Here is a 23,977-nt window from a genome sequence, read left to right as displayed (position 1 = left end):
GCCCCTCACCGGGACACGGACCCCGATCCACCGTGACGGCGGGCAGCGGGACGCGACGGAGGCCGCGGAGGCCGCCTGAAGACCAGGGACAGGGCATGTCAGACGCGGTCGGCCACGATGAGCAGGTACTGGAAACTGCCGTTCCTGTACGCGTTAAGGAACGTTTCCTCGATGCCGGTGACCAGATGACCGGCCTGCTGTCGCAGCTCCCAGTAGGGGATCGTGTCGGCGGTGAGGTCCTCCACATGGACGGGTACGAGCCGGTTGCGGGCCATCGCGCGGAAGTACTCCGAGCGCGGGTGGATGTCGCAGATGTAGTGGGCGTTGATGAGCGACACCTCACGGGAGGCCCGCCCGTAGGCGTCGTTGTAGCAGCCGGTGATCGTCACATAACGGCCCCCGCGGCGCAGCAGCCGGGCGTGCTCGGCGAAGAGCAGCTCCAACTCCACGTACATGGTGGACTCGTTGTTCCAGGAAGCTGCGTACGCGCCGGTCTCCAGGCCGGTGTCGAGCATGTTCCGGTGGTGGTAGCGCACCTTGTCGTCGATGCCCCGCTTACGGGCCTGCTCGTTGGCGAAGTCGGCCTGTTTCCGGGAGATCGTCACCCCGTCGGCGTGGCAGCCGTACCGCAGATGCGCCACCACGCTGCCGCCGCCGCGCCCGCAGCCGGCGTCGAAGACACGGTCGGTGGGGGAGAGGTCGCCGAGCCGGGAGGCGAGCAGTTCGGCCTGGGCCTGCTCCAGCCGGTGCAGTTCGGCGGTGATCCGGTCAGCACCCGAGCCGGGGCCCTCGTCGAGTGCGGACCGGTCGACGGCTCCGATGCCGTAGTGATGGTGGTACAGGTCGTCGATCTTCCCCAGTTCGAGGTTGACCGGGTTCTCCTCCGCGTTCCAGTAGTCCGCGACGCGGGTCTGGTACGTGGACTGGCTCGGCACCGATGCTGCGGTGGTCTCGGCGTTGGTGATGGTCAAGTGGGCACTCCTCATGGCGCTGTGACGTCGGGCGGGGACGTTGTGCGGGGACGGTGGAGGTCACCAGTAGTTGGGCAGGTGGTAGCGGTGTGAGTTGGTGGCGTGCCACTCGTGGTTTCCGGACACCCACGCGGCCAGGCCCTCGGCGTAGCGCGCGACGAGGGGTGAGGTGGCGGACAGGGCCGCCGACTCCTCCTCGAACGCCTCCATGATCCTGTTGTGGATCTCGACGGCCCGCAGATAGGCGGCCTTCAGCCCGCACCGCTCGTTGGCGGCGACGACCTGCGGCAGGTTCAGATGGGTGGGGTCGGAGGCCAGTTCCTTGGTGAAGGAGTACAGGTCGTTGACGATCGTGGTGGCGTTGCAGGCGAGCGCGGTGATCCGCTGGATCTCGGACCGGGCGTACAGGGCCGCTGGCAGTTCGTAGCCGTCGACGGCGTCGACGATCGACAGACAGGGCCGGAAGTTGTTGAACTGCCGCATCACCAGGTACTCCCAGACCTGTGGCACGTACCGGATCTCGGACCAGGCGGCCTCCGCGAGATAGCCCATGTGCAGCCGGGCCAGGTCGTGCACGATCCGGTCGGTCTGGCTGGGTGTGGCCAGCTCGCGGTAGTCCCGCAGGGCATGCTGGTACGAGCGCAGCGGCCCGTCGGCCTCCATGCCGCGGCGCCACTCCTCCTCCAGCTCGGGTGTGCCGTGGTACGGATCGAGTGCCGACTGGGCGATGACCAGCCGCCCGCCCAGCCCGCGTGCCGCCCCGCCCCTGCCCTCGACCTCCTCGCAGTAGCAGTCGTCGACGACGTTCTCGGCGAGCAGTAGTTTCCCGGCCACCGTGAGGTGGTCGAGGCTGATCGCGCCGGGGTGCTGGAGCACGACGGCCCGGCCGCACTGGAACCCCGCGAAGTCCCCCGTCCAGCTCTGCGGGAACAGATCCAGCTCACGGGCCCAGGCCTCCAGCCTGCGGTCGATCTCCGCGGCCTTCTCCGGGTCCGCGGGCACGGCGGGCCGGTACCGCAGCCCGGGGACCGCGCCGCCCCGGCGGCCGGTCGTGGCGCCGGCGAGATTCGGCGGACCGGGCAGCCGCAGAGCCGTGTGGGGTACGGGCGGGGCGCTCACTCCGCGGCCCGCCCGACCTGGACGTTCTCCAGGATCCCCGCCGCGTCGGGAACGAGGATCGCCATCGAGTAGTAGGCGGTCACCAGATAGTTCATGATCGCGGTGGTGTCGATGTTCATGAACCTGACGTTGAGGCCCGGCTGGTACTCCTCGGGAATGCCGGTCTGGTAAAGGCCGACCACGCCCTGGTCGGCCTCTCCGGTGCGCAGGGCGATGACACTGCTCGTGTGCTGCGGGCTGATGGGAATCTTGCCGCAGGGCAGGAACGGAACACCGCGCCACGCGGGCACTTCGTGCCCTTCGATGGTGGTGGTGCCAGGCATGAGACCGCGCCCGTTGCACTGCCGGAAGAAGGCGGCGATCACCTTCGGGTGGGCCAGGAACACCCGGGTCTTGCGGCGCATCGACAGCAGTTCGTCGAGGTCGTCGGGGGTCGGCGGGCCGGAGAAGGTGCTGACGCGCTGGGCGTGGTCGACGTTGTGCAGCAGGCCGAACTCGCGGTTGTTGACCAGCTCCCACTCCTGCCGTTCGCGGATCTCCTCGATGGTCAGGCGCAGTTGCTGCTCGGTCTGGTCCATCGGGCTGTTGTAGAGGTCCGCGACGCGGGTGTGGACGCGCAGGACCGTCTGGGTGAGCGACAGCTCGTACTCGCGCGGGGAGAGGTCGTAGTCGACGAAGCCGCCGGGGAGGGTCGGCTCGCCCACGTGCCCCGCCTGCATGGGGACGTCGGCCTCGCCCTTGCGGTTCATGGGCTTGCTCTGCCGCTCGGCGAACGCGGCCAGGTGCGCGGCGAGGGAGGGGGTGCGTTCCACGAACAGTTCGAGGCTGTCCCAGTTGAGTGCCAGCACCACGCCCGCGGTGTCGGCCCGTACCGAGTGGTGCCAGCGCGGATCCTCCTGGCCGATGGCCTCGTCGCCCAGCTGGGCGCCGTCCGTGACGACCCCGGTGACCTCCTCCTCGCCGTACTTGCCGGGGGTGTAGCGGGTGAACCGGCCGTGGACGACGAGATACGCCTCCGTGACGGGCTGCCCGGCGCCGAAGAGGATCTGGCCGGCGCGCACCTCCCGCACGCGGAAACGTGCGGCGATCTCCCGGAGGGCCGCCATGTCGGAGTAGCCGCGCAGGGCGGGCAGTTCCGTGAGTGTCTCGGGGATGACCTTGATGTCGTCGGCGCCGTTGTGGTCGAACTGCACCCGGCCCCGGCCGACGCGGAGCTGCAGTCGCCGGTTGACCCGGTAGGTGCCGCCCTTGACGTCCACCCACGGCAGCATCTTGAGCAGCCACCGCGAGGTGATGGCCTGCATCTGCGGTGCGGACTTGGCGGTGGTGGTGAGCTGGCGCGCGGCCCGGGTGCCGAGACTGGTGAACGGTGCTTCGGCGGCGGGCGAACCGACGGCGCTGTCGGGGGGACTTTCCGGGGCGGTCACATGTCCTCCGGGTACGTGATGCGAACAGGCGAACGGTGGTGGGCGGACGCGGGGCGGCAGGCGAGCGCGGGTTCACGGGGCGGTGGCAGTCGGGGCGGTGGCCGTGGGGCTGTGCGGACGACTGGGCAGTGCGGGCTTGATGTAAAGCCAAACAGCCACGGGTGGCGGCCGGGAACCGCGTGAAAGGGGCGTGTTCGCGCCCCGGACGTGGCGCTCGGTCGCGCGAGGCCCGGGACCGCCGACACCGCGCTCCCACGCCGGTCACGACCCCCGTGCGACCGGCGCAGGGGGCGCACGAGCGGCTTGCGTCGGCCCGGTATGCCCCGCCGTGTCCGCCGGCCCCGGTTCAGGGGCCGGGCCGTCCGGTTCGGGGCGACCCGGCCCGCACGCGGGTATCCGCCCCCTCCGCCCCTCGGTCGTGTGATCGAACGTGGGTCTTGCCCGGACGGGGGAAAGGCGGCACACTGGGACCGAACGAATGGTCGGTAGGGAAGCTGGTATCGATGACCACGACACACTCCGCCGGGACGGCCCTCCCGGAGCAGTTGTTGCAGGAGCACTTCGACGCGACGATCGCGCGGGACCAGCGGATCGAGCCCCGCGACTGGATGCCCGACGGCTATCGAAGGACGCTCGTCCGGCAAATCGCGCAGCACGCGCACTCGGAGATCATCGGAATGCAGCCCGAGGGCGAGTGGATCACCCGCGCCCCGTCGCTGCGCCGCAAGGCCATCCTGTTCGCCAAGGTCCAGGACGAGGCAGGCCACGGGCTGTACCTGTACTCGGCCGCCGAGACCCTGGGCGCCGATCGCGCGGACCTGACCGAGCGGCTGATCGAGGGACGCCAGAAGTACTCGTCGATCTTCAACTACCCGACCCCGACGTTCGCCGACGTCGGCGTGATCGGCTGGTTCGTCGACGGCGCGGCGATCTGCAACCAGGTCCCGCTGTGCAGGAGTTCGTACGGGCCCTACGCGCGCGCGATGGTGCGCATCTGCAAGGAGGAGTCCTTCCACCAGCGGCAGGGCTACGAACTGCTGCTGACCATGATGCGCGGCACCGAGGCCCAGCGGGACATGGTCCAGGACTCCGTGAACCGCTGGTGGTGGCCCTCGCTCATGATGTTCGGCCCGCCCGACGGCGACTCGCCCAACTCCGCGGCCTCGATGGCCTGGAAGATCAAGCGGCACACCAACGACGAGCTGCGTCAGCGGTTCGTCGACATGACCGTCCCGCAGGCCGGGAAGCTCGGCGTGACCCTCCCCGACCCGGAGCTGCGCTGGAACGCGGAGCGCGGCCACCACGGCTTCGGTACCCCGGACTGGGCCGAGCTCAAGCGGGTCATCGGCGGCGACGGACCGTGCAACGCCGAGCGGGTGGAGCGCCGCAGGTCCGCCCACGAGGACGGCGCCTGGGTACGGGAGGCGGCCACGGCCCACGCGGCCAAGCAGGCACGGCGCGCGCGTGCGCGGGAAGGGGCGACGGCATGAGTGACTCCACCCCGGGCGCGACTGCGGAGACCGCCAAGGGCGACTGGCCGCTCTACGAGGTCTTCGTGCGCGGCAAGCGCGGACTGAACCACGTCCACGTGGGCTCCCTGCACGCCGCCGACGACACGATGGCCCTCACCCACGCGCGCGACCTCTACACCCGCCGCAACGAGGGCGTCTCGATCTGGGTGGTGCGCTCCGAGCACATCGCCGCCTCGACCCGCGACGAGAAGGACCCGTTCTTCGCGCCGAGTGCCGACAAGGTCTACCGCCACCCGACCTTCTACGACATCCCCGACGACGTCCCGCACATCTGAGGAGCAGGGCATGAGCGACGACCATGTCTATCTGTCCCTCGCCGAGGGACACGAGGACGACACCCGCTGGGCGTACGGCACCGGCTTCGAGGACCCGCTGCACGGGGTGGACACCACCGTGCTCGAAGGCGTCGCCGCCGACCTGCTGGCCGCGGACTGCGTGGCCCTGGCCGACGACGCCCTGGTGAGCGCCCAGCGGCTCGCCGAGTGGACCACCCGCGCCCCCGAGCTGGAGGAGGAGGTCGCCCTCGCCAACATCGGCCTCGACCTCCTCGGCCAGGCCCGCCTGCTCTACGCACGCGCCGGCCAGGTCGACGGCACCGGACGCGGCGAGGACGCGTACGCCTACTTCCGGGACGCGGACGACTTCAGGAACGTCCGGCTGGCCGAACTGCCGGGCGGGGACTTCGCGTTCTCGGCCGTCCGGCTGCTGGTGCTGTCCAGCTGGCGGCTCGCCCACTTCGCGGAGCTGTCGTCGCACCCCGACCCCGTCCTGGCGGCCGTCGCGGCGAAGGGCGTCAAGGAGCTGACGTACCACCGGCAGTACGCGGCCGAGTGGGTCGTGCGCCTGGGTGACGGCACGGACGAGTCCCACCGCCGTACACGCAGGGCGATGGAGCAGGTCGCCCCGTACTTCGGCGAGTTGTTCACGGCGTACGACGTACGGGACGAGGTGGTCGCCGTCCTGCGGCAGGTCACCGAGGCGGCCGGGCTGCCCATGCCGGTGTACCGGCCGCTGCCCGGCACCGGCAGGGCGGGGGAGCACACCGGGCATCTCGCGCCGCTCCTCGCCGAGTTGCAGAGTGTGGCCCGCGCACACCCGGGGGCGACATGGTGACCGCGGTACAGAACGCGCAGCGCGCCTGGCACATCGCCGAACAGGTGCCGGACCCCGAACTGCCCATGCTCACGCTGGCCGACCTCGGCGTCCTGCGCGGGGTCGAGGTGGCCGGGGACGGCACCGTGGTCGCGCGACTGACACCCACCTACTCGGGCTGCCCCGCGATGGCCGAGATGCGCGCGGACGTGGCGGCACGGCTGCGCGGCGCGGGGTACACGCGCGTGGAGATCCGTACGGTCCTGGACCCGCCGTGGACCAGCGACTGGATCACTCCGGAAGGCCGCCGCAAGCTCATCGAGCACGGGATCGCACCGCCGGGAGCCGCACCCCGGCGCGCCGCCGGTCCGGTGCCCCTCGTGCTGAACCCCATCCGCCGCACGGTGGCCTGCCCGCGCTGCGGCGCGACGGACACCGAGGAGACGTCCCGCTTCTCGGCCACGTCCTGCAAGGCGCTCCACCGCTGCCGCGCCTGCCGCGAACCGTTCGAGTACGTCAAGGAGATCTGATGGAAGGCCTGAGGCAAGAGCGGGCGGGAGACACCACGGACCCGGCGGCCCGGCCCCCGGCACCGGCCGCGGTCGCTGCGCCCTCCGCCCCCGCACCGGCGGTGCCCGCGCGCGTCCGCCGCCGCCCGGCCTTCCACACCCTGCGCGTCGCCGCCGTACAGCCGCTGTGCGAGGACGCGGCCGCCGTGAGCTTCGTGATTCCCGCGGAGCTGGCGGAGGAGTTCGCCTTCGCACCCGGTCAGTCGCTGACGCTGCGGCGCGTGGTCGACGGACGGGACGAGCGGCGTTCGTACTCGATCTGCGCGCCGGCCGGTTCGGCGCCGCGCATCGGGGTGCGTGTGGTGCCGGGCGGTCTGTTCTCGGCCTGGCTCGTGCGCGAGGTGCGCCCCGGCGACACGGTCGAAGTGATGGCCCCCACCGGCACGTTCACGCCCGACCTCGCCACGCCCGGCCACCACGTGCTGGTCGCGGCCGGTTCCGGGGTCACGCCGATGCTCTCCATCGCCGAGTCCGTCCTGGCGGCCCACCCGCGCTCGACGGTCACCCTCTTCTACGGCAACCGCCGCACGGACACGGTGATGTTCGCCGACGAGCTGGCGGATCTGAAGGACCTGTATCCGGCGCGACTCCAGCTCGCCCATGTGCTGTCCCGTGAGCCCCGCGAGGCCGAGGTGCTGTCCGGCCGCCTCGACGCGGAGCGGCTCTCGGCACTGGTCGGCTCGCTGGTCGACGTGGAGTCGGCGGACCACTGGTGGCTGTGCGGGCCGCACGGCATGGTCGTCGACGCCCAGAGGGTCCTGACCGGCCTCGGCGTGCCCGGCGACCGCGTCCACCGGGAGCTGTTCCACGCCGACGACGAGCCCGTACGGGAGGTGCGTCACGAGGAGGCGGCCGTGGAGGGGCCCGTCAGCCAGGTCACCGTCACGCTCGACGGCCGCTCCACCACCTCGGCCCTGGTCAGGGACCGGAGCATCCTGGAAGGCGCCCAGCGGACCCGTCCCGACCTGCCCTTCGCCTGCAAGGGTGGCGTCTGCGGCACCTGCCGTGCTCTGATCACCGACGGCAAGGCCGACATGCGCCGCAACTTCGCTCTGGAGGACGCCGAGGTCGACGCGGGCTATGTACTGACCTGCCAGTCGTACCCGGTCTCCGAAACCCTGACCGTGGACTACGACAGCTGAGGCGGCGACACCTCATAAGTCGGCCTTATGAGGTCATAGATCCAGCCCGGCTACAGACTTAGGATAGCCTTAGTTTAGGCTCCCGGTGAGTACTTCTGATCACCGCTCGAAGGGAACCTGATCATGCCTCGCCCCCTGCGGGTAGCCATAGTCGGAGCCGGCCCCGCCGGGATCTACGCCGCCGACGCGCTGTTGAAGTCCGCAGTGGCCGTCGAGCCCGGTGTCTCCATCGACCTCTTCGAGCGGATGCCGGCCCCCTTCGGCCTGATCCGTTACGGCGTGGCCCCCGACCACCCGCGCATCAAGGGCATCATCACGGCCCTGCACCAGGTGCTCGACAAACCGCAGATCCGTCTCTTCGGCAACGTCGACTACCCGGGCGACATCAACCTCGACGACCTGCGCGCCTTCTACGACGCGGTGATCTTCTCCACCGGGGCGACGGCCGACCGGCACCTCGACATACCCGGCATCGGGCTCGACGGCTCGTACGGCGCGGCGGACTTCGTGTCCTGGTACGACGGGCACCCGGACGTGGAGCGGACCTGGCCGCTGGAGGCCGAGAAGGTCGCCGTCCTCGGCGTCGGCAACGTGGCGCTCGACGTGGCCCGCATCCTCGCCAAGACCGCGGAGGAACTGCTGCCGACGGAGATCCCGCCGAACGTCCACGAAGGGCTCAAGGCCAACAAGGCCCTGGAGGTCCACGTCTTCGGCCGCCGCGGCCCGGCGCAGGCGAAGTTCAGCCCGCTGGAGCTGCGGGAGCTGGACCACTCCCCGAACATCGAGGTCATCGTCGACCCCGAGGACATCGACTACGACGACGGCTCGATCGCGACCCGGCGCGGCAACAAGCAGGCCGACATGGTCGCGAAGACCCTGGAGAACTGGGCGATCCGCGACGTCGGCGACCGGCGGCACAAGCTGTTCCTGCACTTCTTCGAGTCGCCGACCGAGATCCTCGGCGAGGACGGCAAGGTCGTCGGCCTGCGCACCGAGCGCACCGCCCTCGACGGCACCGGCAACGTCAAGGGCACCGGCGAGTTCAAGGTCTGGGACCTCGGCGCGGTCTACCGTGCCGTCGGCTACCTCTCCGACAAGCTGCCCAAGCTGCCCTGGGACGTCGACTCGGGCACCGTTCCCGACAAGGCCGGCCGGGTGATCGAGGAGACCGGCGAGCACCTGACGTCGACGTATGTCACCGGCTGGATCCGGCGCGGCCCGGTGGGCCTCATCGGCCACACCAAGGGCGACGCAAACGAGACGGTCGCCAGCCTGCTCGACGACCACGGGAACGGCCGTCTGCAGACGCCCGCCTCACCGGACCCCGAGGCGGTGGACGCGTTCCTCACCGAGCGGAACGTCCGCTTCACCACGTGGGAGGGCTGGTACCGCCTGGACGCCGCCGAGAAGGCGCTGGGGGAGCCGCAGGGCCGCGAGCGGGTGAAGCTCGTGGAGCGCGAGGACATGCTCGGCGCCAGCGGAGCGTAGGCGCAGGACGTACCGTCGACGGGAGTGGCCCCAGCTGTGACAGCTGGGGCCACTCCCGTTTTCGCGTCCGCTTCCCGTCCGCACGGCTTGCATTGTGAAACCGATCGGTTTACCTTTCCAAGGAAGGGAAACCGATCGGTTTCCATGCCGATGTGCTGAGGTTTTGGAGAGAGTCATGACCGCGATCGAGGGTTCCGTCGTCCTGGTCACCGGTGGCGGCAGGGGAATCGGCAAGGCGCTGGTGGAAGGGCTCTTCGAGCGGGGCGCGAGGAAGGTGTACGCCACCGCCCGCGACCCGCGGACCGTCAAGGACACCCGGGCCGTACCGCTGGCCCTGGAGGTCACCGATCCCGCCTCCGTCGCGGCGGCCGCGGAACGAGCCCAGGACATCACCGTCCTGATCAACAACGCGGGTGTCTCCATGCACACGTCGTTCCTGGACTCGCCGGTCGACGACGTGCGCAAGGACTTCGAGACGAACTTCTACGGGCCGCTGCTCACCGCCCGCGCGTTCGTCCCCGTGATCGAGCGCAACGGCGGCGGCCACCTCCTGAACGTCCACTCCGTGCTGTCGTGGATCGGCCTGGCCGGCTCGTACAGCGCGTCCAAGGCGGCGCTCTGGTCCCAGACCAACTCCCTGCGGCTCGACCTCGCCCCGCGCGGGATCAGCGTCACCGGGCTGCACGTCGGATACGTCGACACCGACATGACCGCGGCGATCGACGCGCCCAAGTCCTCGCCCGTGGACGTGGCGGCGCAGGCGCTCGACGGCATCGAGAGCGGGGCCTTCGAGGTGCTCGCCGACGACCTGACCCGCCAGGTCAAGTCCGGCCTGTCGGCCGACCTTTCCGTCCTGTATCCGCAGCTGGTCGCCTGACCGGCACCCGGTAGACCGATCGGTTTCTACCGACCGTGCGACGGAGGTAGCCTCGCCCCATGGCCACCACCACGGACAAGACATCCACGAGGGACCGGCTGCTCGACGCGGCCACGGAGCTCTTCTACCGCGACGGCGTCTCCCTCGGCGTCGAGGCGCTCTGCCGGGCCGCCGGGGTGTCCAAGCGCTCCATGTACCAGCTCTTCGCGAGCAAGGACGAGGTGCTCGCGGCGAGCCTGGAGCGGCGCGCACCCGAGTACGGGCGCATGCTGCACCTCGGCCCGGAGGACCCCCGGCCGCCCCGGGAGCGGATCCTGTACGTCTTCGAGCAGCTGGAACGGGTGTCGGCGCGGGACGACTACCGGGGATGTCCGTACCTGTCGGCGCTGGTCGAACTCAAGGACCCCGAGCACCCGGCCAGCGTCGTGGCCCTGCGCGTCAAGGGCGCCCTGACCGCGGCCTTCCGCGCGGACGCCGAGCGCGGCGGCGCCCGCGACCCGGAACTCCTCGCCCGCCAACTCACCCTGGTCTTCGACGGAGCGAGCGCGCGGGCGGGTGCGCGGGCGGAAACCCTGACGGGCCTGACGACGACGACAGCCGCGGCGCTGCTGGACGCGGCAGGCATGTAGCGGGCCGGTGGGGGCGGGCCGCGCAGTTCCCCGCGCCCCTGAAAACGGGGCTGCGCCCCAGCTGTCCCGCTCCGCGGGGGCGCGGGACATATAGGGGCGCGGGGAACGGCACAGTTCTCTGTCTTTCAGGGGCGCGGGGAACGGCGCAGTTCTTTGTCTTTCAGGGGCGCGGGGAACGGCGCAGTCTTTCGTCGTCAAGGGCGCGGGGAACGGCGCAACCCTTCACACCGGCGACCCCACAAGCCACTCGTACGCACCCCGAGCCGTGAACTCCCCCTGCCCACCCCGCAAAAGCAGCCCCGCCGCGGCGCATCCGCGGGTAGACCGGAAGTCCATGACGCCCTGCTCGGCGAGCGTCTGCCGGCCCACCTCGTAGTGGTTCGGCTCGCCGTCCACGAGTGTTCCGTCGAGGTCGCTCATGGGATCCAGGATGCCGATGATCAGCTCCGGGCAGTACGGCCGATCGACTCCACGAGCGGCAGCACCCGCTGCGGCACCCGTTCCCGCAGCGCCACCTCCGTCCGCGTACGAACGACCCCGGGCAGACTGATCAGCGCCTGGATCACATCCTCAAGGTGGCCGTTGTCCCGCGCCACGACCCGCGTCAGCAGATCCCCGCCACCGGTGATCGAGAACGCCTCGATGATCTCCGGCACGGCGGCCAGCGCGTCCCCCACGTCGTCGAGATTTCCCTGGGTGACCTCGATGTGCACGAACGCGAGCACCGGGTGGCCCAGGGCGGCGGGGGAGAGCGAAGGGCCCGTACCGGTGATCACACCGTCCCGCTCCAGCCGGTCGAGCCGCGCCTGCAGCGTGCCGCGCGCGACCCCGAGGACACGGGCGTACTCCCGCACGCTGGTGCGCGGCTGTTCCAGGAGCAGCCGGAGGATGCGGGTGTCGAGCTCGTCCACGGCCATGGTCCGTTGGTCTCCCTGCGGTACGGAGTGATCGTTCCCGACTGTACCAATGGACCAGTGGATCAGTGGCCTGTTGAGCCGTTGCCCCTCTCCTGCTTAACGTGGGCGTATCGATGGCGTCGTGCAGCGCCGGACGGCAAGGAAGCCGGACCGGACACACGACGCCATTCACATGCCTGTGAGCCGTGGCCGCAGGGCCACAGGCGCAAGGTGTCGTCGACGCGGGACGGGGGCGGGCAGCCGACGGTGAAGAAGATGTTCATGGCTCCGGATCCGGGCCTGGTACGGCTGCGGATCTCGCTGCGCGCGGTGCTCGGCATCGGTCTCGCGGTGGCCCTGTCGGAGCTCGCCGGGCTCTCCCTGCCCGCCTCGATCACCGGGGGTCTCACCGCGCTCCTCGCGCTGTTCACGGTCGGTGACACGACCGTGCGGGGCCAGGCGGTCACCACCGCCCTGCTGCCCGCCGTCGGCTTCCCCGTACTCGCACTCGCGGCCGTACTGCACACGGTGCCGACCGTCCGCGACGCCGTCTGGCTGGCCGTCGTCCTCGGCGGGGTGTACGCCCGGCGCTGGGGCCCTCGCGGCCACGCGCTCGGCATCTTCGCGTTCATGACCTTCTTCATCACCCAGTTCCTGCACGCGGTCCCGGGCCAGCTTCCCCAGCTGTACGCCGCGATGGCCCTGTCGCTGGCCGCGTCCTCGGCGGTGCGGTTCGGCGCGTGGTGCATCGAACGGCGCACTCCGGCCCCGGTCGCGCCCGTGCCGCCCACCGGCCGCGGTCTCGCCCGGCCGACCACCCGCCAGGCCTTCCAGGCGACGGCCGCCTGCGCGTTCGCGATCGGCGCGGGCCAGGTCCTCTCGCACGAGCGCTGGTACTGGGCCGTCGGGACCGCCTGGTGGATCTTCGTCAACACGTCCTCGCGCGGCGAGACCCTGGTGCGGGGTTTCCGGAGGGTCCTGGGCACCGTCATCGGTATCGCCGTCGGTCTGGTGATCGCGGTTCCGCTGGACGGAGCCGGCGCTCCGACCGCGGGGCTCGTCGCGGTCTGCGTGTTCGGCATCTTCTACGCGGCCGCGGTGTCCTATACGTGGATGATGCTGGCGGTGACGGTGATGGCGGGCCTGCTGTACGGGCTGCTGGGGGTCCTCGATCCGGGGCTGCTCGTGCTGCGTGTGCTGGAGACGGGGGCGGGGGCACTCGGCGCGGCGCTCGCTGTCCTGCTGGTGCTGCCGGTGACCACGCATGCCACCACCGACGCCTGGATCGAGCGCGCGTTGCACTGTGTCCACGCCTGCACTTCCGAGGCCGCCGCCCGCCTGGCCGGGTCCCCGGCCGCCGACCCGGCCCGGTACGTCGCCGAGCTGGAACCGCTGTTGGGCCGGGTGCGGCTCTCGCTGGCCCCGCTGGTCCATCCGCTCGCCCCGCTGCGGGCCCGCAGGACGAGGGCCCGCCAGGTGATCGAGCTGCTGGACCGGTGCGCTCAGGAGGTCCGCGGTCTGGCATCGATCGCCGCGGATCCCGATGCCTCCCACGACGCCAGGCTCGCTGCCGCCTGTTGGCGGGTGCAAGCGGCGGTGGAGGCCCTGACCGGGCCCGCTGCGGCACGCGGTGAGATCGACGTGCCCGTCGCCGAGGCGCACCCTGCCGGTGGTGGGCAGGCTCTGACTCATCTGCATGGTCTGGAGCAGGCGCTGAAGGCACTCGCCGTACCCCTGCGGGGCCGCGTCACCCTCGCCTGACGGCGCCCTGGCCCTGCACGAGTGGCCCAGGTGCGGGCGTCGGCACAGCGACCCGCACGAACCGACGGCGGGCCGTGCCATTCGGGTCCGCCTTCCGTGTGCCACCGTGGACGTCGGTCATGCGGAGGATCACCGCGAGGGCCGCGAGGGCCGCGAGAGAGGCAGGGGCCGCCCGGTGGGCGCGGACTGGACCTGGAATCGCGCCGCCCGTCTCTGACAGCGCCCCTCCGGTGTCCCACCGCACCTACGAGGCGGCAAGGCGGTGGGTCGGCGGGTCGGCGGGTCGGTGGAGCAGCGTCCCGCGTACGTGCGCCATCCGGAGGCAGGCGCCCTGCGCGCGGTGGGACGCCATGGGGTCCGGTCCGGTCCAGCCGTCTGGTCTAGGCCATTCGCTGCTACCGTCGCCCCAAGAACGTGTGAAGCGTGGGGCGATGACGTGGCACCGAGAGGGGACGCAGTGACGGACGGCGGCGGGCGGCAGCGGCGGGCGTACATCGGCTCCTTCACGGCGGCGGGGGGCCTGGGCGTGCTCACCGCCGCCGTGGACGGGGACACCGGCGCGCTGACGCTGCTGAGCGCCGTGAACAGCGTCGCCGACCCCTCGTACCTGGCCCTGTCGCCCGGCGGAGACATGCTCTACGCGGTGAGCGAGACGACACAGGGCGCGGTCGCCGCCTACCGGGTGAAGGGCGACGAGCCGTCCCTGGCCGGCCCGTTGACACGGGTCGGTGGCAGCGGACCCACGCATCTGAGCCTCTTCGACGGTCATGTGCTGACCGCCAACTACGGCTCCGGCAGCGTCAGCGCCCTGCCCGTGCGCCACGACGGAAGCCTCGGCACCGTGTCCGGAGTGCTGAAGCACGAGGGCGCGGGACCGCACACCCAGCGCCAGCAGGGCCCGCACGCCCACCACGTCCAGCCCGATCCGAGCCGCCGGTGGGCGGTGAGCGTCGACCTCGGTACCGACTCGGTCCGGGTGTGCGCGCTGCGCGACGGCACGCTCGCGCTGCACCGGGAGATCGCGCTGCGGCCCGGTTCGGGGCCCCGCCATCTGGCGTTCCACCCGGACGGCGAACGCGCGTACGTCCTCAACGAACTCTCGCCGACCGTCACCGCCTGCCGCTGGGACGCCGTCAAAGGCGCGCTCAAGCCGGTGGCGGAGACCTCCGTGCTGGCCGACCTCCCGGACGGCGACGCCTACCCGTCCGGCATCGTCGTGTCGCCCGACGGCCGCTTCGTGTGGACCGCCACGCGCGGCCAGGACGTCGTCTCCGTGCTCGTGCCCGGCACGCCCGACGAGGGCCTGAAACTGGTCGCCACGGTGTCCTGCGGCGGCATCTGGCCGCGCGCACTGGCTCTGGACCCGACGGGCCGCTTCCTGTACGTGGCCAACGAGCGGTCGGGGCATGTCGCGTGGTTCTCGGTGGACCCCGACACGGGCATCCCGCGGCGCGGCGGGTCGGTCAAGGCACCCGCGGCGTCCTGCGTGGTGCTCGACTGAGAGTTCCGCCCGAGGGGCTGCCGAAGGGCTCCCCGGGAGGTTCGGCAACCCCGAAGGGCCCGGCTCCGGAGACGGAGCGGGCCCTTCGGGGTTGATGCCTGTACGGGACCGCCCGGCCGGCGCGTCAGCGGACCGGCGCGCCCTGCGGCTGCGGCGGCGCGATACCGAGCGCCGACGTGTACTTGGCGAGCGCCAGCTTGCCGATCGCCGGGTACGGGCCCAGCGCCTCGGCGGCGGAACAGCCCGCCTCCTTCGCGGCCTCGTCGAGCAGCCCCGGGTCGAGCTCGGGGCCGATCAGATACGGGGCGAGCGCCAGCTGCTGGGAACCGGAGCCGCGCAGCTGCTCGGCGGTGGCCGCGATCGAGCCCTCCTCGTCCAGCGCTGCCGCCATCACGGGCACGGCGAGTCTCGCGGCGAGCAGCATGCCGGTGATCCCCGCCGCCTGCACGGCCTCCTCCCCGCCCACGGACGCCAGGATGATGCCGTCCGCGGCGGTCGCCACGGTGAACAGCCTGGCCCGGTCGGCGCGCGCCAGGCCCGCCTCGGACAGGCGCACGTGCAGCGCCTCGGCGAGCAGCGGGTGCGGGCCGAGCACATCCGTCAGGTCGGCCGCGACACGGCTGTCCATGACGGCCTGGCGGACGCGGCGCAGCAGCGCGTTGTCCGGGCCGGCGAGCAGCGGTACGACCACGGCGACGGGCCCGTCGGGCTCCACCACGTCCGCACCGGCCGCGCGGGCCTGCTCGAAGCGCTGCGCGCGCTCCTCCGAGGCGTGCGCGAGCACCGACTGGAGGGTGGGGAACTCGGAGTCGTCCCCGTCGAGGTACCCGATCCTGGCGTCGAGGCCGGGCAGCTCGGAGCGCGCGATGCTCACGACCTCCTCGACGAGGCTGCGGGTGGCGGCGCTGGGCGTGCCCGGCACCGCGAGGACGAGCGCGGGCGCGCCCTCGGGAGCCGCCAGCGGTTCCGGCCGGCGGTGCCGACCGGGCTGGCGGGGTCGCGGCATTCGTACTGGCAGGCCGGACGCGGGCCCAGTGGGGGAGCTCATGGCGCCGAATGTTACTGGTTTCCTGGGCTCCCCTGTTCGGGGAGGGTGCAGGTGAGCGGTATCCGTCCGGTTTTGTCTGATGAGTTACGCGCGGAGCGATCTCGCTGGTTATCTGTGGATCACGGAGAGCGATCTTGCGAACGGATGTCCGAGGCACTCGCGGCATCCGAGATGTCCCGAACGACGAACAGCATGCTGTCGTCGCGCGGCAGCGTGAGCCGGTCGTCGGCCAGCTCGATGGCGATGCCGACGGCACCGTCGAGCGGGTCACCCGCGGCCGGCACCTCCCGTACGTACGGGAGTCGCTCCGCCAGTGCGGCCCGCAGCGGTACGAGGAGGGGGTCGCCCATCCTGAACAGCCCGCCCGTGAGCGCGAGGCGCACCTCGCCCGCCCCCTCGGCCCCTCCGGGCGGCACGACCGCCTCCAAGGGGCACACCGCGGCGGCCGTGTCGGCGATGTGCCGGGCCGCGGCGGCCAGGACACCGATCGCGGCCGGGTCGCCGCCGTCGGCGCAGACGGCCACCTCGGGCGCGAAGGACGCCAGGACGGCCGGCCGGTCCGGGCGCGGATAGAGCCGGCCCGGCACCGCCGGTGCGGAGCCGAACACCGCCTCGACGCGGGCCAGGAGCGGCGCAGAGCCGCCGGGCCGCCGGTCGTAGGCGCGCAGGGCCGCGTCGAGGCCGGCCCGGCCGATCCAGGCGCCGCTGCCGCTGTCACCGAGCAGATGGCCCCAGCCGTCCGCCCTGCGCCACTCGCGCAGGTCCGTGCCGATCGCGATCATCCCGGTGCCGGCCGCGACGACCGCGCCCACCCGCTGCCCCAGCGCACCTGTGTACGCCGTGACGGCGTCGGCGACCAGGGCCAGCCGCCGTACGCCGAGTTCGCGGGCCAGCGCCGAGGGCAGCTCGGCGCGCAGCGAGTCACCCAGAGTGGTGAGGCCGGCGGCGCCGACGGTGACGGCCCGGAGCGTGCCGACCCCGGCGTCTGCCATCAACTGCCGGGTCATCGGCAGTAGTTGGCCGAGCAGATGTCCGGCGTCGATGCCGCGCGGTCCGGTGCGCACCGGCTCCCCGGACGTCAGGGGAGCCGTGATCCGACCCCCGTCGACAGCCAGGACGACCCGCAGCCCCGACCCGCCGGAGTCCACCCCCAGGACGCCGGACCCGCTGCCGGACCCGCCGGCCGACCCGCTGTCGGGACCGGTCACGGCAGCCGCCAGTCCACCGGTTCGCCGCCCTGGCGGGTCAGCAGGTCGTTGGCTCGGCTGAAGGGCCGTGAGCCGAAGAAGCCGCGGTCCGCCGACATCGGCGACGGATGCGCGGACTCCACCGAGGGCAGGTCGCCGAGCAGTGGCCGGGCATTGCGGGCGTCGCGTCCCCACAGGATCGACACCAGTGGTCTTCCCCGGGCGGCCAGTGCCCGGATCGCCTGTTCGGTGACCTCTTCCCAGCCCTTGCCGCGGTGTGCGGCCGGCTTGCGCGGGGCCGTGGTGAGCGCCCTGTTGAGCAACAGCACGCCCTGCTGGGTCCAGGGGGTCAGATCGCCGTTCGACGGCGGGGGCAGGCCCAGGTCGGTGCTCAGCTCCCGGTAGATGTTGATGAGGCTGCCGGGCAGCGGCCGCACCTCGGGTGCGACCGAGAACGACAGCCCCACGGCGTGTCCCGGGGTCGGATAGGGGTCCTGGCCGACGATGAGGACCCGGACGTCGTCGAAGGGCTGTTGGAAGGCGCGGAGCACGTTCGGGCCCGCGGGTAGGTAGGTGCGTCCCGCGGCGATCTCCGCCCGCAGGAAGTCCCCCATCTCCGTGATCCGTCCGGCCACCGGTTCGAGGGCCTTGGCCCAGCCGGGTTCGACAATCTCATGCAACGGTCGTGGTGCCACGGCGTCACCCTACTGCCGTACACGGGCCGTCGATCAACCCGAGGCCGCCGCACACCCCGCGGTGACATGTGCGGTGCCACCGACGGGTGTTGACGCCCGGACGGACCACGCCGCCCGCGCGACCGTGACAGACCGGCCGCGTAACGGAGACCGGTCGTGCGGCGTGGAGCGAGCGCACGGCGGAGGCCCGTCGTGGGCGCGGGCTCAATCGATCACCGCGGCCCGTACGCAGAGCACGTCCGGCAGATGGGACGCCAGTTGCTGCCAGGTGTCGCCGTCGTCGGCCGACGCGAACACCTCGCCGTTGCGGTTGCCGAAGTACACGCCCGCCGGGTCCGCGCCGTCCGTGCACAGGGCGTCCCGCAGCACCGTGCCGTAGTGGTCCTCCTGCGGCAGCCCCGCGGTCAGCGGCTCCCAGCTCTTGCCCGCGTCTGCCGTGCGGAAGACACGACATCGGCGGTCCGCCGGCACCCGGTCGGAGTCGGCGGTGATGGGGAACACGTACGCGGTGCCGCCGCTGTGGGGGTGCGCGGCCGCGGCGAAGCCGAACGTGGACGGCAGGCCCTCGCCGATGTCCGTCCAGTGCGCCCCGGCGTCGTCACTGCGGTACACACCCCAGTGGTTCTGCAGATAGAGCCGGTCGGGTGTGGCCGCGTCCTGCGCGACCTTGTGGACGCACTGGCCGAACTCCGGGTTCGGATCCGGCAGGAACACCGCCGAGACCCCGGAGTTGGACGGCGCCCAGCTCTTACCGCCGTCCGCCGTACGGAAGACACCGGCCGTGGACACGGCGACCGTCACCGCCCGCGGGTCACGGGCGTCGGTCAGAATCGTGTGCAGACCCTCACCGCCGCCGCCCGGCACCCACCGCGAGCGGGTGGGGTGCTCCCAGAGCGGGCGGACGAGCTCGAAGGACTCGCCGCGGTCCGTCGAGCGGTACAGCGCGGCGGGCTCCGTGCCCGCGTACACCACGTCCGGCTCGGCCGCCGCCGGGTGCAGCTGCCAGACCCGCTCCAGCGAAGCACCCGTGTCCTGGGGGAACTTGACTGCTGCCTTGGCCGGTTCGGTCCAGGTGAGCCCCAGGTCGTCGGAGTGGAACACCGAAGGGCCCCAGTGCGCGCTGTCGCCTCCCACGAGAAGTCTCGGCACGTCACGACGGGTGTCGATCGCGACGGAGTAGACCGCCTGGGCATTGAAGTACGGGCTGTCGTCGAACTCCCACGCGCCGCCGCGCCGCCTCCCGACGAACAGTCCCTTGCGCGTGCCAACCGTGAGCAGAACCTCGGTCATGCCGATCCACCTCCGGACGTCGTTGTCTCAGATGTCGGCCAGTCTGCACCCCACCACTGACAGTCACCCCCGAACGGGTCATCGGTGCAGGTCAGGGCGGTTCGCGAGAGGCAGCGGCGGAGCACCGGCGATGTGGGGCAGGTCTCGTGAGCAACCGGGCGGCCTCTCCCGTATGGGAGGGGGTCCGGTGTGCGCGTGTGGAGAGGGGCCTCGATGGCGGCTTTGCGTGGTCCGAGGGCGTTGCTGTGGCGTTGGTGGCCCAATCCGCTGCGGCGGCGCAGCGACAGGATCGAGGCCTGGACCTTGCTCACCGCCGGGCTCCTCGCCCTGCTCGCGGGGACACTCGCGGGCCTGTGGGCGACACGGTCGGTCGAACTCGGGCTCGCGCGGGAGCGCGTCGAGTGGCGCCCCGTGACCGCGCTGCTCACCGAACGCGCGCCCGGCACGGCCGCCGGCTCCGAGCAGGTGTGGGCCGAGGTCCGCTGGTCCGTCGCGGACGGCTCCACCCACGAGGGGCAGACCCGGGTCGATCCGGGCAGCGCCGCGGGGACCCGGGTCACGGTGTGGAGCGATCTCCAGGGGCACCTGGTCACCAGGCCCGCCACACAGGCACAGGCGAGCCTGCGGGCGGGACTGATCGGAGTCCTGGTGGGCACGACCGCGGCGCTCGTGCCCCTCGCGGGCGGGCGGCTGGTCACAGGGCGCCTGGAGCGCCGGCGGCTCGACCGGTGGGACACGGAGTGGGAGCGGGTCGGCCCCCAATGGAGGTGGAAAACCGGCTGAGGCGGCCCGGCTGTCACAGGTCAGGCCCTTGTCACAGGTCAGGCCTCTGTCACAGGTCAGGCCCCTGTCACAGATCAGGACCCTGTCCGGTCAGCATGGTGAACACGTCCGATTCCGACGGACGAAACCGGAAAGGTCGCACCATGAAGATCGTAGTGATCGGCGGTACCGGGCTCATCGGGTCGAAGCTGGTGGACAGGCTCCGGACGGACGGCCACGACGTCCTCCCGGCCTCCCCGAACACCGGCGTCGACAGCATCACCGGCGAGGGCCTCGACGAGGCGCTGAAGGGCGCGGCGGTCGTCGTCGATGTGTCCAACTCGCCCTCCTTCGAGGACAGCGCGGTGCTGGAGTTCTTCCGGACCTCCACGGGCAACCTCGTCGCGGCCGAGGCCGCGGCGGGCGTGGGACACCATGTCGCCCTGTCGGTCGTGGGCAGCGACGCGCTGCCCGCCTCGGGCTACCTGCGCGCCAAGGTCGCCCAGGAGGAACTGGTCAAGGGGTCCGGAATCCCGTACTCCATCGTCCGTGCCACGCAGTTCTTCGAGTTCGTGAAGGGCATCGCGGCCGGGTCCACCGAAGGCGACACGGTCAAGCTGCCCTCCTCGCTCCTTCAGCCCCTCGCGTCCGACGACGTGGTCGCGGCGGTCGCCCGGGTCGCCGTGGCGGCTCCGCTGAACGGCACCACCGAGGTGGCGGGCCCCGAGGAGCTGCACCTCGACGAGTTTGTCCGCACGGGCCTCGCGGCCGAGAAGGACCCGCGCGAGGTCGTCACCGACGAGTCCGTCGGCTACTTCGGCGGCCACCCCCAGGGGCGCGAGCTGCTGCCCGGCCCCGACGCCCATGTCGCCGGGACCCGTTTCACGGAGTGGCTCGCCGGGCGGAAGTAGACCGCGCCGAGGCGCCGGAGGCAGGCCGTGCCGAAGGCGCCACGGGCGGGTCCCGTCAGACCGAACGGTGGTACTGGTCCGGTACGTGCACGGCGCCACCGAGTTCGCGGGCCGCGTGCCGGGCCCACGAGGGGTCGCGCAGCAGTTCCCGGCCGAGGAGCACGGCGTCCGCCTCGCCGTTGGCGAGGATCTTCTCGGCCTGCTCGACCTCGGTGATGAGACCGACGGCGGCGACGGCCATGGAGGTCTCGTTCTTGACGCGGGCGGCGAAGGGGACCTGGTAGCCGGGCCCGACCGGGATGCGTACACCGGCCGCGTTGCCGCCCGTGGACACGTCGACAAGGTCGACACCGTGGGCGGTCAGTTCGGCGGCGAGACGGACCGTGTCATCGGCCGTCCAGCCGTTCTCCTCCAGCCAGTCGGTGGCCGAGACACGGAAGAACAGGGGCTTGTCGTCGGGCCACACCTCGCGCACGGCGTCGACGACCTCAAGGGCGAAGCGCACCCGGTTCTCGTACGAGCCGCCGTACGCGTCCGTGCGCCGGTTGGAGTGCGGGGAGAGGAACTCGCCGATCAGGTAGCCGTGCGCGCCATGGATCTCGGCGATCTCGAAGCCGGCGTCCAGCGCCCGCCGTGCGGCGTCGGCGAACTGGCCGACGACCTCGCGGATCCCGTCCACCGTCAGCTCGGTGGGCACGGGGTGGTTCTCGTCGAAGGCGAGCGGGCTCGGGGCGAGCGCCTGCCAGCCGTGCGCGTCGGGTCCGACCGGCGCGCCGCCCGTCCAGGGGCGGTCCGTCGAGGCCTTGCGGCCGGCGTGCGCGAGCTGGATCGCCGGGACCGTGCCCTGCGACACCAGGAAACGAGTGATCCGCCGGAACGCCTCGACCTGGGTGTCGTTCCAGATGCCCAGGTCGTACGGAGAGATCCGGCCCTCGGCGCTGACCGCGGTGGCCTCGACGATGATCAGGCCGGTCCCGCCGGCGGCGCGCGCCCCGTAGTGCTGAAGGTGCCAGTCACCGGGGGCGCCGACCGAGGGGCCCTCCGGCGCGGCCGAGTACTGGCACATCGGCGGCATCCAGACCCGGTTCGGGACGGTCAGCTCGCGCAGGGTGTAGGGCTCGAAGAGCGCGCTCACGGCGGACTCCAATCATGGCGGGGCGGGGTGGTCGACTCATACGATAGACATCGTAGTACGGTGGATGTCAAACTACGATGGTTCTCGTATAATGGGGAACTCCGGGGAGACCTCCGGACCCGACGCACTGGAGCCGCCGTGACGATCGCCGCCCCGACCGGCAGCAGCCGCGACCTGCCGCACCCGCAGCGCGCGGAGATCCGGCTGGAGGCCGTGCTGCACGCGCTCTCCGACCCGCTGCGGCTGCAGGTCGTACGGAAGCTCGCCGTCGACGGCGACGAGCTGACCTGTTCGCACTTCGACCTGCCCGTCACCAAGTCCACGACCACGCACCACTTCCGGGTGCTGCGTGAGGCAGGGGTGATCCGGCAGATCTACCGGGGTACCGCCAAGATGAACGGACTGCGCAGGGGCGACCTAGACGGCCTCTTCCCGGGACTTCTCGACAGCGTTCTCGCCGCTGCCGCCCGCCAGGCCGTCCGGCTCGGGGGCCGCTGAACCGCCCTGCGCGGGAATTCCGGGACCCGTCGCACCGTCGAGGCCCGCCGCACCGACGGGGTCCCTTGCACCGGCTTTCGCCGCGAGGTGGTTGAAGAGCAGGTTCAGTGCGATCGCGGTGAGGCAACCCGCGCTGATACCGCTGTTCATCACCGTCTGGAACCAGTCGGGGAACTTCTCGTACACCGTCGGGACGCCGACCGGCAGCATGCCCACGGCCACCGAGACGGCCACGACCGTCAGGTTGTCGTTGCCCTTGAAGTCCACCTGGGACAGGGTCCGCAACCCGCTCGCGGCGACCGTGCCGAACATGACAAGACCCGCGCCGCCGAGCACCGGAGCCGGTATCGCCGCGACCACCGCGCCCAGCTTGGGCAGCAGGCCGAGCAGGACGAGGATGCCGCCCGCGGCGGCCACGACCCAGCGGCTGCGGACCCGTGTCATGCCGACCAGGCCGACGTTCTGCGCGTACGCCGTGTACGGGAAGGTGTTGAACACGCCGCCCAGGACGGTGGACAGGCCGTCGGCGCGCAGCCCGTCGCCGAGTGTCCGGGGCTCGATCCTGCGGTCCGTCATCTCGCCCACCGCGATGAAGTCACCGGTCGTCTCGGTCATCGTCACCAGCGCCACGACCAGCATCGACGCGATGGCCGACGCCTCGAAGGTGGGGGCGCCGAAGTGGAACGGCGTGCTGATGCCGAGCCAGTGCGCGTCCCCGACCCCGCCGAAGTCCGTGAAGCCGAACGGGACCGCGACCGCGAGACCCACGGCGATGCCGATCAGCACCGCGATCCGGCTCAGGAACGCCGGCGCGAACCGCTGCACGCCGAGCACCACCGCGAGCACGAAGGCGGCCAGTGCCAGGTTTCTCGGCTCACCGAAGTCCGCCGAACCCGCCCCGCCCGCCGCCCAGTTGCCGGCCACCGGCAGCAGTGAGAGCCCGATGATCAGGATCACCGTGCCCGTGACGAGCGGCGGGAAGAACCGCAGCAGCTTCCCGAAGACCGGTGCGAGCAGCATGATCGCGAGACCGGCGACGATCACCGAGCCGTAGATCGCGGGCAGTCCGCCGCCGCCCGTCCCGATCAGCACCATCGGCGACACGGCCGCGAAGGTGCACCCCTGCATGATCGGCAGTCGCACCCCGAACCGCCAGAAGCCGACGCACTGGATGAGCGTCGCGATGCCGCACACCAGCAGGTCCGCGGTGATCAGGTACGCCATGTCCGCCGGCGAGAGTTTCATCGCGCTGCCGACGATCAGCGGGACCGCGACGGCGCCCGCGTACATCGCGAGGACGTGCTGGAGGCCGAACGCGGCGAGTTTGTGTACGGGCGGGATCTCGTCCACGGGGTGCACGGCGTGCACTCGCCGTGCGGGCTCGGGGGCAGGGGTTGCCATGGGCGCGACTCCAGGAAGGGCGGGGGAGGGGGTGTACGTGACCGTA

At 71.7% G+C, this 23,977-nt stretch carries 24 protein-coding genes; 13 read left to right on the top strand and 11 right to left on the bottom strand.

Annotation, left to right across the window (positions count from 1 at the left end; all coding sequences use genetic code 11):
* Positions 1–98: 98 nt before the first annotated feature.
* Genes ACIOKD_RS21875 through ACIOKD_RS21865 form a run of 3 tightly spaced genes read right to left on the bottom strand, consistent with a single transcriptional unit; the run spans position 99 to position 3,517 of the window.
* A complete protein-coding gene (locus ACIOKD_RS21875; protein ID WP_402086405.1) occupies positions 99–971 on the bottom strand; it encodes a geranyl diphosphate 2-C-methyltransferase in 873 nt (290 codons plus the stop codon).
* 60 nt (positions 972–1,031) lie between these two features.
* Positions 1,032–2,090, bottom strand: a complete 1,059-nt coding sequence (locus ACIOKD_RS21870; protein WP_402086403.1) for a family 2 encapsulin nanocompartment cargo protein terpene cyclase — start codon at positions 2,088–2,090, stop codon at positions 1,032–1,034.
* The gene (locus ACIOKD_RS21865) at positions 2,087–3,517 is read right to left on the bottom strand and encodes a family 2B encapsulin nanocompartment shell protein (protein ID WP_402086400.1); all 1,431 of its coding nucleotides are present in this window, start codon (positions 3,515–3,517) and stop codon (positions 2,087–2,089) included. Before ACIOKD_RS21865 ends, ACIOKD_RS21870 begins: the two co-directional genes overlap by 4 nt.
* Before the next feature lie 503 nt (positions 3,518–4,020).
* On the opposite strand from ACIOKD_RS21865, the gene paaA reads away from it, so the two are divergent.
* The 8 genes from paaA to ACIOKD_RS21825 all read left to right on the top strand — a co-directional run bounded on the left by paaA (position 4,021) and on the right by ACIOKD_RS21825 (position 10,846).
* Entirely contained in the window at positions 4,021–5,007 is a 987-nt protein-coding gene (gene paaA / locus ACIOKD_RS21860; protein ID WP_402086397.1) for a 1,2-phenylacetyl-CoA epoxidase subunit PaaA, read from the top strand.
* Complete coding sequence (gene paaB, locus ACIOKD_RS21855; protein ID WP_402086394.1) at positions 5,004–5,324, top strand: 1,2-phenylacetyl-CoA epoxidase subunit PaaB; 321 nt, start codon at positions 5,004–5,006, stop codon at positions 5,322–5,324. Before paaA ends, paaB begins: the two co-directional genes overlap by 4 nt.
* Before the next feature lie 10 nt (positions 5,325–5,334).
* Positions 5,335–6,162 carry a 1,2-phenylacetyl-CoA epoxidase subunit PaaC gene (paaC, locus tag ACIOKD_RS21850; RefSeq protein WP_402086391.1) on the top strand — a complete coding sequence of 276 codons (828 nt, stop codon included), beginning with the start codon at positions 5,335–5,337 and terminating at the stop codon, positions 6,160–6,162.
* On the top strand, positions 6,156–6,671 hold the full coding sequence (gene paaD, locus ACIOKD_RS21845; RefSeq protein ID WP_402086388.1) for a 1,2-phenylacetyl-CoA epoxidase subunit PaaD: 516 nt from the start codon (positions 6,156–6,158) through the stop codon (positions 6,669–6,671). Before paaC ends, paaD begins: the two co-directional genes overlap by 7 nt.
* Positions 6,671–7,852, top strand: a complete 1,182-nt coding sequence (gene paaE / locus ACIOKD_RS21840; RefSeq protein WP_402086385.1) for a 1,2-phenylacetyl-CoA epoxidase subunit PaaE — start codon at positions 6,671–6,673, stop codon at positions 7,850–7,852. Before paaD ends, paaE begins: the two co-directional genes overlap by 1 nt.
* A 123-nt stretch (positions 7,853–7,975) precedes the next feature.
* Positions 7,976–9,340: an FAD-dependent oxidoreductase gene (locus ACIOKD_RS21835; RefSeq protein WP_402086382.1), complete on the top strand. Its 1,365-nt coding sequence runs from the start codon at positions 7,976–7,978 to the stop codon at positions 9,338–9,340.
* A gap of 175 nt (positions 9,341–9,515) precedes the next feature.
* On the top strand, positions 9,516–10,217 hold the full coding sequence (locus tag ACIOKD_RS21830; protein ID WP_402086379.1) for an SDR family oxidoreductase: 702 nt from the start codon (positions 9,516–9,518) through the stop codon (positions 10,215–10,217).
* A 59-nt stretch (positions 10,218–10,276) separates the two neighbouring features.
* Positions 10,277–10,846 (top strand): TetR/AcrR family transcriptional regulator, encoded by a 570-nt coding sequence (locus ACIOKD_RS21825; RefSeq protein WP_402086377.1) that lies wholly within the window; start codon positions 10,277–10,279, stop codon positions 10,844–10,846.
* 222 nt (positions 10,847–11,068) lie between these two features.
* Here ACIOKD_RS21825 and ACIOKD_RS21820 read toward each other — a convergent pair whose 3' ends face one another.
* Both ACIOKD_RS21820 and ACIOKD_RS21815 read right to left on the bottom strand, forming a co-directional pair.
* Complete coding sequence (locus ACIOKD_RS21820; RefSeq protein ID WP_402086374.1) at positions 11,069–11,266, bottom strand: hypothetical protein; 198 nt, start codon at positions 11,264–11,266, stop codon at positions 11,069–11,071.
* 20 nt (positions 11,267–11,286) lie between these two features.
* Positions 11,287–11,763: an Lrp/AsnC family transcriptional regulator gene (locus ACIOKD_RS21815; protein WP_402086373.1), complete on the bottom strand. Its 477-nt coding sequence runs from the start codon at positions 11,761–11,763 to the stop codon at positions 11,287–11,289.
* Positions 11,764–12,018: 255 nt separating this feature from the next.
* Here ACIOKD_RS21815 and ACIOKD_RS21810 point away from each other — a divergent pair, with 255 nt between their 5' ends.
* Together ACIOKD_RS21810 and ACIOKD_RS21805 are read left to right on the top strand one after the other, a co-directional pair.
* Positions 12,019–13,503, top strand: a complete 1,485-nt coding sequence (locus ACIOKD_RS21810; protein WP_402086438.1) for an FUSC family protein — start codon at positions 12,019–12,021, stop codon at positions 13,501–13,503.
* 457 nt (positions 13,504–13,960) lie between these two features.
* Positions 13,961–15,004 carry a lactonase family protein gene (locus tag ACIOKD_RS21805; RefSeq protein WP_402086370.1) on the top strand — a complete coding sequence of 348 codons (1,044 nt, stop codon included), beginning with the start codon at positions 13,961–13,963 and terminating at the stop codon, positions 15,002–15,004.
* A 124-nt stretch (positions 15,005–15,128) separates the two neighbouring features.
* On the opposite strand, the gene ACIOKD_RS21800 is transcribed toward ACIOKD_RS21805, so the two are convergent.
* From ACIOKD_RS21800 to ACIOKD_RS21785, 4 genes are all read right to left on the bottom strand, one after another.
* On the bottom strand, positions 15,129–16,052 hold the full coding sequence (locus tag ACIOKD_RS21800) for a sirohydrochlorin chelatase (RefSeq protein ID WP_402086368.1): 924 nt from the start codon (positions 16,050–16,052) through the stop codon (positions 15,129–15,131).
* A gap of 119 nt (positions 16,053–16,171) precedes the next feature.
* Positions 16,172–17,260: an N-acetylglucosamine kinase gene (locus tag ACIOKD_RS21795; protein ID WP_402086366.1), complete on the bottom strand. Its 1,089-nt coding sequence runs from the start codon at positions 17,258–17,260 to the stop codon at positions 16,172–16,174.
* A complete protein-coding gene (locus tag ACIOKD_RS21790) occupies positions 17,257–17,934 on the bottom strand; it encodes a uracil-DNA glycosylase (protein ID WP_402086364.1) in 678 nt (225 codons plus the stop codon). The genes ACIOKD_RS21795 and ACIOKD_RS21790 overlap by 4 nt, the downstream gene beginning before the upstream one ends.
* A gap of 204 nt (positions 17,935–18,138) precedes the next feature.
* Complete coding sequence (locus ACIOKD_RS21785) at positions 18,139–19,224, bottom strand: WD40/YVTN/BNR-like repeat-containing protein (RefSeq protein ID WP_402086362.1); 1,086 nt, start codon at positions 19,222–19,224, stop codon at positions 18,139–18,141.
* 213 nt (positions 19,225–19,437) lie between these two features.
* Between ACIOKD_RS21785 and ACIOKD_RS21780 the strand changes: the two genes are divergently transcribed.
* Both ACIOKD_RS21780 and ACIOKD_RS21775 read left to right on the top strand, forming a co-directional pair.
* Complete coding sequence (locus ACIOKD_RS21780; protein ID WP_402086359.1) at positions 19,438–20,007, top strand: hypothetical protein; 570 nt, start codon at positions 19,438–19,440, stop codon at positions 20,005–20,007.
* A gap of 143 nt (positions 20,008–20,150) precedes the next feature.
* A complete protein-coding gene (locus ACIOKD_RS21775) occupies positions 20,151–20,897 on the top strand; it encodes an SDR family oxidoreductase (protein WP_402086357.1) in 747 nt (248 codons plus the stop codon).
* Positions 20,898–20,952: 55 nt separating this feature from the next.
* Here the strand turns inward: ACIOKD_RS21775 and ACIOKD_RS21770 are convergent, their stop codons facing one another.
* Complete coding sequence (locus ACIOKD_RS21770; RefSeq protein ID WP_402086354.1) at positions 20,953–22,032, bottom strand: NADH:flavin oxidoreductase/NADH oxidase; 1,080 nt, start codon at positions 22,030–22,032, stop codon at positions 20,953–20,955.
* Positions 22,033–22,170: 138 nt separating this feature from the next.
* On the opposite strand from ACIOKD_RS21770, the gene ACIOKD_RS21765 reads away from it, so the two are divergent.
* A complete protein-coding gene (locus ACIOKD_RS21765) occupies positions 22,171–22,530 on the top strand; it encodes an ArsR/SmtB family transcription factor (protein ID WP_402086352.1) in 360 nt (119 codons plus the stop codon).
* Here the strand turns inward: ACIOKD_RS21765 and ACIOKD_RS21760 are convergent.
* Positions 22,450–23,931: a nucleobase:cation symporter-2 family protein gene (locus ACIOKD_RS21760; protein WP_402086349.1), complete on the bottom strand. Its 1,482-nt coding sequence runs from the start codon at positions 23,929–23,931 to the stop codon at positions 22,450–22,452. The two genes, ACIOKD_RS21765 and ACIOKD_RS21760, sit on opposite strands and share 81 nt — an antisense overlap.
* Positions 23,932–23,977: the final 46 nt, after the last annotated feature.

Source organism: Streptomyces sp. NPDC087844 (assembly GCF_044742785.1).
GTDB lineage: Bacteria > Actinomycetota > Actinomycetes > Streptomycetales > Streptomycetaceae > Streptomyces.
This window is presented reverse-complemented; position numbering and strand designations above follow the sequence as displayed.

What these genes read in the sequence shown, in the direction of transcription:
- ACIOKD_RS21825 (WP_402086377.1), top strand. Translation starts at nt 10,277, where the DNA reads ATGGCCACCACCACGGACAAGACATCCACGAGGGACCGGCTGCTCGAC.
- paaC (WP_402086391.1), top strand. Translation starts at nt 5,335, where the DNA reads ATGAGCGACGACCATGTCTATCTGTCCCTCGCCGAGGGACACGAGGAC.
- ACIOKD_RS21760 (WP_402086349.1), bottom strand. Translation starts at nt 23,931, where the DNA reads ATGGCAACCCCTGCCCCCGAGCCCGCACGGCGAGTGCACGCCGTGCAC.
- paaD (WP_402086388.1), top strand. Translation starts at nt 6,156, where the DNA reads ATGGTGACCGCGGTACAGAACGCGCAGCGCGCCTGGCACATCGCCGAA.
- paaB (WP_402086394.1), top strand. Translation starts at nt 5,004, where the DNA reads ATGAGTGACTCCACCCCGGGCGCGACTGCGGAGACCGCCAAGGGCGAC.
- ACIOKD_RS21800 (WP_402086368.1), bottom strand. Translation starts at nt 16,052, where the DNA reads ATGAGCTCCCCCACTGGGCCCGCGTCCGGCCTGCCAGTACGAATGCCG.
- ACIOKD_RS21835 (WP_402086382.1), top strand. Translation starts at nt 7,976, where the DNA reads ATGCCTCGCCCCCTGCGGGTAGCCATAGTCGGAGCCGGCCCCGCCGGG.
- paaA (WP_402086397.1), top strand. Translation starts at nt 4,021, where the DNA reads ATGACCACGACACACTCCGCCGGGACGGCCCTCCCGGAGCAGTTGTTG.
- ACIOKD_RS21775 (WP_402086357.1), top strand. Translation starts at nt 20,151, where the DNA reads ATGAAGATCGTAGTGATCGGCGGTACCGGGCTCATCGGGTCGAAGCTG.
- ACIOKD_RS21810 (WP_402086438.1), top strand. Translation starts at nt 12,019, where the DNA reads ATGTTCATGGCTCCGGATCCGGGCCTGGTACGGCTGCGGATCTCGCTG.
- ACIOKD_RS21785 (WP_402086362.1), bottom strand. Translation starts at nt 19,224, where the DNA reads ATGACCGAGGTTCTGCTCACGGTTGGCACGCGCAAGGGACTGTTCGTC.
- ACIOKD_RS21830 (WP_402086379.1), top strand. Translation starts at nt 9,516, where the DNA reads ATGACCGCGATCGAGGGTTCCGTCGTCCTGGTCACCGGTGGCGGCAGG.
- ACIOKD_RS21820 (WP_402086374.1), bottom strand. Translation starts at nt 11,266, where the DNA reads ATGAGCGACCTCGACGGAACACTCGTGGACGGCGAGCCGAACCACTAC.
- ACIOKD_RS21780 (WP_402086359.1), top strand. Translation starts at nt 19,438, where the DNA reads ATGGCGGCTTTGCGTGGTCCGAGGGCGTTGCTGTGGCGTTGGTGGCCC.
- ACIOKD_RS21815 (WP_402086373.1), bottom strand. Translation starts at nt 11,763, where the DNA reads ATGGCCGTGGACGAGCTCGACACCCGCATCCTCCGGCTGCTCCTGGAA.
- paaE (WP_402086385.1), top strand. Translation starts at nt 6,671, where the DNA reads ATGGAAGGCCTGAGGCAAGAGCGGGCGGGAGACACCACGGACCCGGCG.